7 protein-coding genes and 2 pseudogenes are annotated in these 5,297 nt (G+C 46.9%); 4 read left to right on the top strand and 5 right to left on the bottom strand.

Features of this window, described 5'->3' with window-relative positions; all coding sequences use genetic code 11:
• The coding region (locus F6K20_RS23010; RefSeq protein ID WP_287296144.1) for a hypothetical protein at nt 1-187 on the bottom strand (187 nt) is incomplete at its 3' end.
• A 185-nt stretch (nt 188-372) separates the two neighbouring features.
• Between F6K20_RS23010 and F6K20_RS23005 the strand changes: the two genes are divergently transcribed.
• The 4 genes and pseudogenes from F6K20_RS23005 to F6K20_RS22990 all read left to right on the top strand — a co-directional run bounded on the left by F6K20_RS23005 (nt 373) and on the right by F6K20_RS22990 (nt 2,088).
• Nucleotides 373-501, top strand: a complete 129-nt coding sequence (locus F6K20_RS23005) for a hypothetical protein (protein ID WP_287296142.1) — start codon at nt 373-375, stop codon at nt 499-501.
• 114 nt (nt 502-615) lie between these two features.
• Entirely contained in the window at nt 616-1,254 is a 639-nt protein-coding gene (locus F6K20_RS23000; protein ID WP_008184062.1) for a MotA/TolQ/ExbB proton channel family protein, read from the top strand.
• A 15-nt stretch (nt 1,255-1,269) separates the two neighbouring features.
• A pseudogene (locus tag F6K20_RS22995) lies at nt 1,270-1,794 on the top strand (ExbD/TolR family protein); the annotation flags it as partial.
• Nucleotides 1,795-1,902: 108 nt separating this feature from the next.
• Complete coding sequence (locus F6K20_RS22990; RefSeq protein ID WP_287254691.1) at nt 1,903-2,088, top strand: hypothetical protein; 186 nt, start codon at nt 1,903-1,905, stop codon at nt 2,086-2,088.
• A 71-nt stretch (nt 2,089-2,159) separates the two neighbouring features.
• Here F6K20_RS22990 and F6K20_RS22985 read toward each other — a convergent pair whose 3' ends face one another.
• The 4 genes and pseudogenes from F6K20_RS22985 to F6K20_RS22970 form a co-directional block, all read right to left on the bottom strand.
• A complete protein-coding gene (locus F6K20_RS22985) occupies nt 2,160-3,995 on the bottom strand; it encodes an aspartate kinase (protein ID WP_287254690.1) in 1,836 nt (611 codons plus the stop codon).
• Nucleotides 3,996-4,376: 381 nt separating this feature from the next.
• The gene (locus F6K20_RS22980; protein WP_287296140.1) at nt 4,377-4,541 is read right to left on the bottom strand and encodes a hypothetical protein; all 165 of its coding nucleotides are present in this window, start codon (nt 4,539-4,541) and stop codon (nt 4,377-4,379) included.
• On the bottom strand, nt 4,535-5,107 hold the full coding sequence (locus F6K20_RS22975; RefSeq protein ID WP_287254687.1) for a Uma2 family endonuclease: 573 nt from the start codon (nt 5,105-5,107) through the stop codon (nt 4,535-4,537). The genes F6K20_RS22980 and F6K20_RS22975 overlap by 7 nt, the downstream gene beginning before the upstream one ends.
• A pseudogene (locus F6K20_RS22970) lies at nt 5,088-5,297 on the bottom strand (hypothetical protein); the annotation flags it as partial. The pseudogene F6K20_RS22970 and the gene F6K20_RS22975, both read right to left, overlap by 20 nt.

Raw genomic sequence — 5,297 nt, 5'->3', positions numbered from 1 at the left:
TCCGAGACCAGCCAAACTCGTTATCCCCAAGGGCCAGATAGGTGCGCGCCTCCAAGGCCGCGAGCAATCCCTCGCGGCCTTGGGTCGCACCTCTTTTTAAGATTTCTCCGGAGAGCGAAGCAACCGCACAAGCGGTTTTGCCTATAGACCGGACTGGGGAAATATCCGGCTCTGAGGTACCAAACAACAGCTCAATACTCTATAGCTACTATTTATAGTGCCAGATTCTTCCAGAAACCGACTATGGGGATAACCACCCGTTTGATTAGAGTTTTTACTAGAATTAGAAATTTTAGGACTTAGGTAGCTGAAACCAAAAATTGAGGCTTTCCCTAATATGGAACTTGGTTATGGTGATCAGACCTTAGCCCCATGGAAATGAAATTCTTCCCTATCTCCCCATCTCCCCATCTCCCCATCTCCCCATCTCCCCCCACACTCCCGACACTGCCTGGACTAGCTAAGACACTCTGTACCGGATGTGCTAAAGTCCAAGTGTAAATTTCCTGACCTAATCAGTTAACTCGTGGAGAATAGGATCAGTTTCTTGGTAAGTGGTTGAAAATCAATAGAAGATTGATAGACCACTGAGTTATTTGGAAGTAAGGGCAAGTCGTGGATATTGTCGAACTTATTGCAAAAGGTGGGATCGCCATGTGGCCTCTGTTGGCTCTATCGATCCTGACTATGGGTACAATCTTTGAACGGATTTGGTTTTGGGCAACTATAGCGTTGAGGGAAGGCATAATTGTTAATCGTGTTCTAGAGGCAGCAGCTGGTAGCTGGCATGTTGCTAGACAGATTGCCCTAGAGTCACGCCGACAACCCATCGGTAGATATTTGTATGCTCCTTTACGACTGAATAATCCTGACCCAGAAGTATTCCGGCTGGCTCTAGAGTCGGCTGCGGATGATGAATTAGCTGCTATGCGACGGGGGGACAAACTCCTGGAAGCTGTGATTGCTCTAGCACCATTGTTGGGATTACTCGGTACAGTGTTGGGCTTGATTAATTCATTGGGTTCCATTCGCATTAGTGACCTTGGAACAGCTTCCACCGATGGGGTGACTCAGGGGATTGGAGAATCACTGATTAGCACAGCTACAGGTTTGATTGTGGCGATTATCAGTCTGGCCTTCTATAGACTATTTCAGGCTTTTTGGTTTAACCAAGTTAAAGTGTTCCGCAAAGCCGGAAGCGAGTTGGAATTGCTTTATCGACAATATTGGTTACAACAAGAAGAAAGCTCTTAGTCCAAGGACATATCTATGAATAAAAAAAAGGATTCAGCTAGTTCCCCGATGGCAATCCGTCCTCTAAGACTGCGAATGGATAGCTCGCCGGAAGAGGTTCGGGTTGAGATTGTTCCCCTGATTGATGTGATTTTTTGTATTCTGACCTTTTTCATTTTGGCAGCTGTTACCTTATCTCGCCAGCAAGCCCTGAGCGTGGATTTGCCTAAGGCAAGTACTGCTAAGGCTCAAGGACGGCAAATCTTAATGGTTAGCCTTAATGAGTTTGGTCAACTCTACGTTGAACAAGAGCCAGTGGTAACTCAAGAGCAGTTCAAAAAGAAACTGCAAGCATATCGTCAAACTAATCCTTATGGGTTGATGGCGCTTTATGCTTCCAAGGAGGCCAGTTACAACGAGGTCGTTCAGGTATTGGATGTGCTACGACAAGTGGGAGGCGATCGCGTAGCCCTAGCTACTCTACCGGGATCCTCAGGTCAATCCATTGACTTTATTCCTTCCCTACCATCGGGAACAGGTGTCCCTAACTTCAACTCCCCTGGAAAAAACTCCTCCGATTCGATTAATGACATATTAAAGTTCTTGCCTGGATCTACCAATAAGAAATAAGGTTTTTGAGAAGTCTGGGAAGTGTGGGGAGATGGGGAGATGGGGAGATGGGGGGATGGGGAGTCAGGGAGTCAGATCAGCAACGGTTGTGTCCCCCCCTTGTTAAGGGGGGTTAGGGGGGATCCCTATTTTCCACGAGGCTTTCAAGGTACTGACACAGGTGACCCACACAGAAATCACACCACTCGCGCTTTGGATCAAGACTATGTCTTTAACTATACCTAATTATCGAACACTACTTCTCCCCACACCTCCCACACTTCCCCCTCTCCCCACACTCTTCTGGTTCTAGATTCCTAAGCTGGAACCTCAATTTTTTGGCTTCCAGCAAGACCAAAGGCTTTATGAATAGCTTGCAATGCTCGCACTCCTTGGTCTTGGGCAACAACACAGCTAATCTTAATTTCTGAGGTGGCAATCATTTGAATATTGATTTGTTCCGAACCTAGGGCGGCAAACATCTGTGCTGCGATCCCTGGTTGTCCAACCATGCCAGCACCGACAATACTTACTTTGGCAATATCGGCATCCAGGAGAATTTCGCTACACCCAATCACTGGTGCCATCTGTTGTAGGGCTTTCTGAGCCATTTCTGCTTCGGCTTGAGGTACTGTGAAGGCAAGATCCCTGGTGGCAATTCCATTAATGATTCGACAGCGTTGGGACTGGATAATCATATCAATACTAATATTGTGCTCTGCCAAGGTTCCAAATATCTTGGCTGCCATGCCGGGACGATCGGGAATTTGCCGAATGGCTAGACGGGCTTGGTTGATGTCTAGGGCTACACCTCGAACCGGGGGATGGGTGATCTCCCTTGAGTGGTCACTATTTCCTGCTTCAGGGGGAATGGGTAGATGAATGGGGGTATTGTTGATATCGAAACAGTTACACAAGGCCGCGATCGCGCGATCGCATTCGACGGCATCAATCACACAGCTGACTTTGATTTCGGAGGTGGAAATCATCTCAATATTAACACCAGCATCCGCTAAAGCCCGGAACATCTGAGCTGCAACCCCAGGACGTCCAATCATCCCTGCCCCAGTGATCGAGACTTTAGCAATATCCCTACCTACCATCACTTCTGCTTCTTGGGTATCGGGGGTGGTTTGGCGACGCAGGGCGGGAGCAATGGCTTCGGCTACTGCTTCCGCTCGATTGATAATAGCGCTATTGACGGTAAAGGCAATATCATTAGTATTCTGTTCGTGAATGGACTGGATAATCAAATCCACATCTAGGTCTTGAACTGCAATTTCACCAAACAACCGTGCTGCTACACCAGGGGAATCTGGCACTCGTAAGAGGGCTACTTTTGCCTGGTCGGTGTCATATTCTACGGTATTGACTGGTCGAGCAATTTCTAACCCCTCTAAGGAACGGGGGGGAGAGCTTGGGGAAATTACCTTAGTGCCAGGCTGATCGCTCCAGCTGGATAGTACCACTAAGGTTAAGCCATAGTTGCGTGCAATTTCTACGGCACGGGGATGGAGGACTTTTGCCCCTAAGCTAGCTAATTCCAGCATTTCATCAGCAGTAATTTCCGGCATCAGTTGAGCATCCGGTACAATCCGGGGGTCAGTGGTTAAAATCCCCGGTACATCGGTATAAATCTCACACCGAGATGCCCCCAGTGCTGCGGCTAGGGCTACGGCTGAGGTATCAGAGCCACCCCGACCTAGGGTAGTGATTTCTAACTCATCAGTGCTGGTGATGCCCTGGAAACCAGCAACGACTACAACTTTCCCCTCGTTTAAACACCGCTCCAACCGCTGGGTTTCGATTTGCATAATCCTAGCGCTACTGTGTTTAGTTTCTGTTACAATACCCACTTGAGCCCCAGTTAGGGAAATAGCCGGTTGCCCTAATTCCTGTAGGGCCATGGATAATAGAGCAATTGACACTTGCTCACCGGTGGATAGCAGCATATCCATTTCCCGACGACACGGATTAGGGGAGATGGCTTTCGCTAGTTGTACCAAACCATCGGTAGTCTTACCCATAGCGGACACCACCACTACCACGGAATTGTCTTGTTGGACTGTTTTGAGAATTCCCTGGGCAACGGCTTGTATGCGTTCCACAGAGCCAACCGAGGTACCACCGTATTTTTGGACAACTAGCGCCATAAGCTTATTCCACTATTTGTTTTTTTGTTTGACTCCCGTTTCCAGGATTGAGTTAATCGTAATGTAAGCTATCAGCTATCAGGTATCAGCTATCAGCCGTCAGGTATCAGCTATCAGCCGTCAGGTATTGGCCGTCAGGTATCAGCTGATGGGCTACGGGCACAGCCAAAGGCTTGTCGCCAAGCTACTTATGGGTGCTTTTGAATAAAATAAGCTGACCGCTGACTGCTGACTGCTTACATCGTAATTCCCTGGATACGTTAACAAAATCGTCAATAATTGTCAACAAAGAAATATTTTTTCAGTCTCTTGTTTTTACGGAAGCAATCAGCTTTCAGCAATCAGCTTTCAGCAATCAGCTTTTGGCTCTGGGTTGTCAAGTCATCGATTGCCGAAAAAGGCAAGAGGCAATAGGCAAAATGCAAAAGAGATCCGGAGTTTTATTGGACAGTAAAAAAAAGACCATACAGGTTTAAAGCAAGATAGCTGACCGCTGACCGCTGACCGCTGACCGCTGACCGCTGAATGCTGAGAAACCTTCACCAAATTAACTCAAGATACAGCACAAAACCAGGCAAAACCTCTTCTCCCGATAAACTACTGGGAGACTCTAAAACGTCAACCTCTTTACTTGGTCGATAAATTTCCACTTGTCGCTCTTTACGATTAATCAACCAACCTAAACGAGTGCCATTGTTTCGGTATTCTTCCATTTTTTTTCGAATTGCTGTTAAGCTATCACTAGGAGAACGTAACTCAATCACAAAGTCAGGGCATAGAGGTAGAAATTTTTCTTGTTCTTGAGGAGTTAAAGTATTCCAGCGTGCTAAGGGTATCCAAGAAGCATCGGGAGAACGGTCGGCACCATTGGGCAGTTTAAATCCAGTGGACGAATCGAAAGCAATGCCAGTTCCATCGGAATCACTCCAGTTAAACAACTGTTGGTTTAATCTACCATTGCGATTTCCTGTGCTGCCGCCAGTGGGTGACATAATAATTAAATCTCCATTAGCATTGCGTTCAAATTTCAAATCGTCGTTGTCTTGACAAAGCTGGAAAAATTGCTCGTCGGTAAGTTTAATGGATTGGAGATCAAGGGTTAGGGTGGTCATGATTGTTTGGGAAAGGGAGTAGGGAGTAGGGAGTAGGGAGTAGAGAGTAGGGAGTAGGGAGTTGGGAGTAGAAACCTAAGTGTATTTTATAAAAATAACTAACGCTATAGAATTGTTTTAGCGATCGCGTTTTTGATTCCCAGTGATCAATAACTATTCCGATCGGCGTTCGCGCAGCGTGGCCAAAGGC

Origin of the sequence: Moorena sp. SIO2C4, assembly GCF_010672485.1 — a bacterium.
GTDB classification, from domain to species: domain Bacteria; phylum Cyanobacteriota; class Cyanobacteriia; order Cyanobacteriales; family Coleofasciculaceae; genus Moorena; species Moorena producens.
The sequence above is the reverse complement of the archived record's forward strand: the minus strand, read 5'-3'. Positions and strand labels throughout refer to the sequence as shown.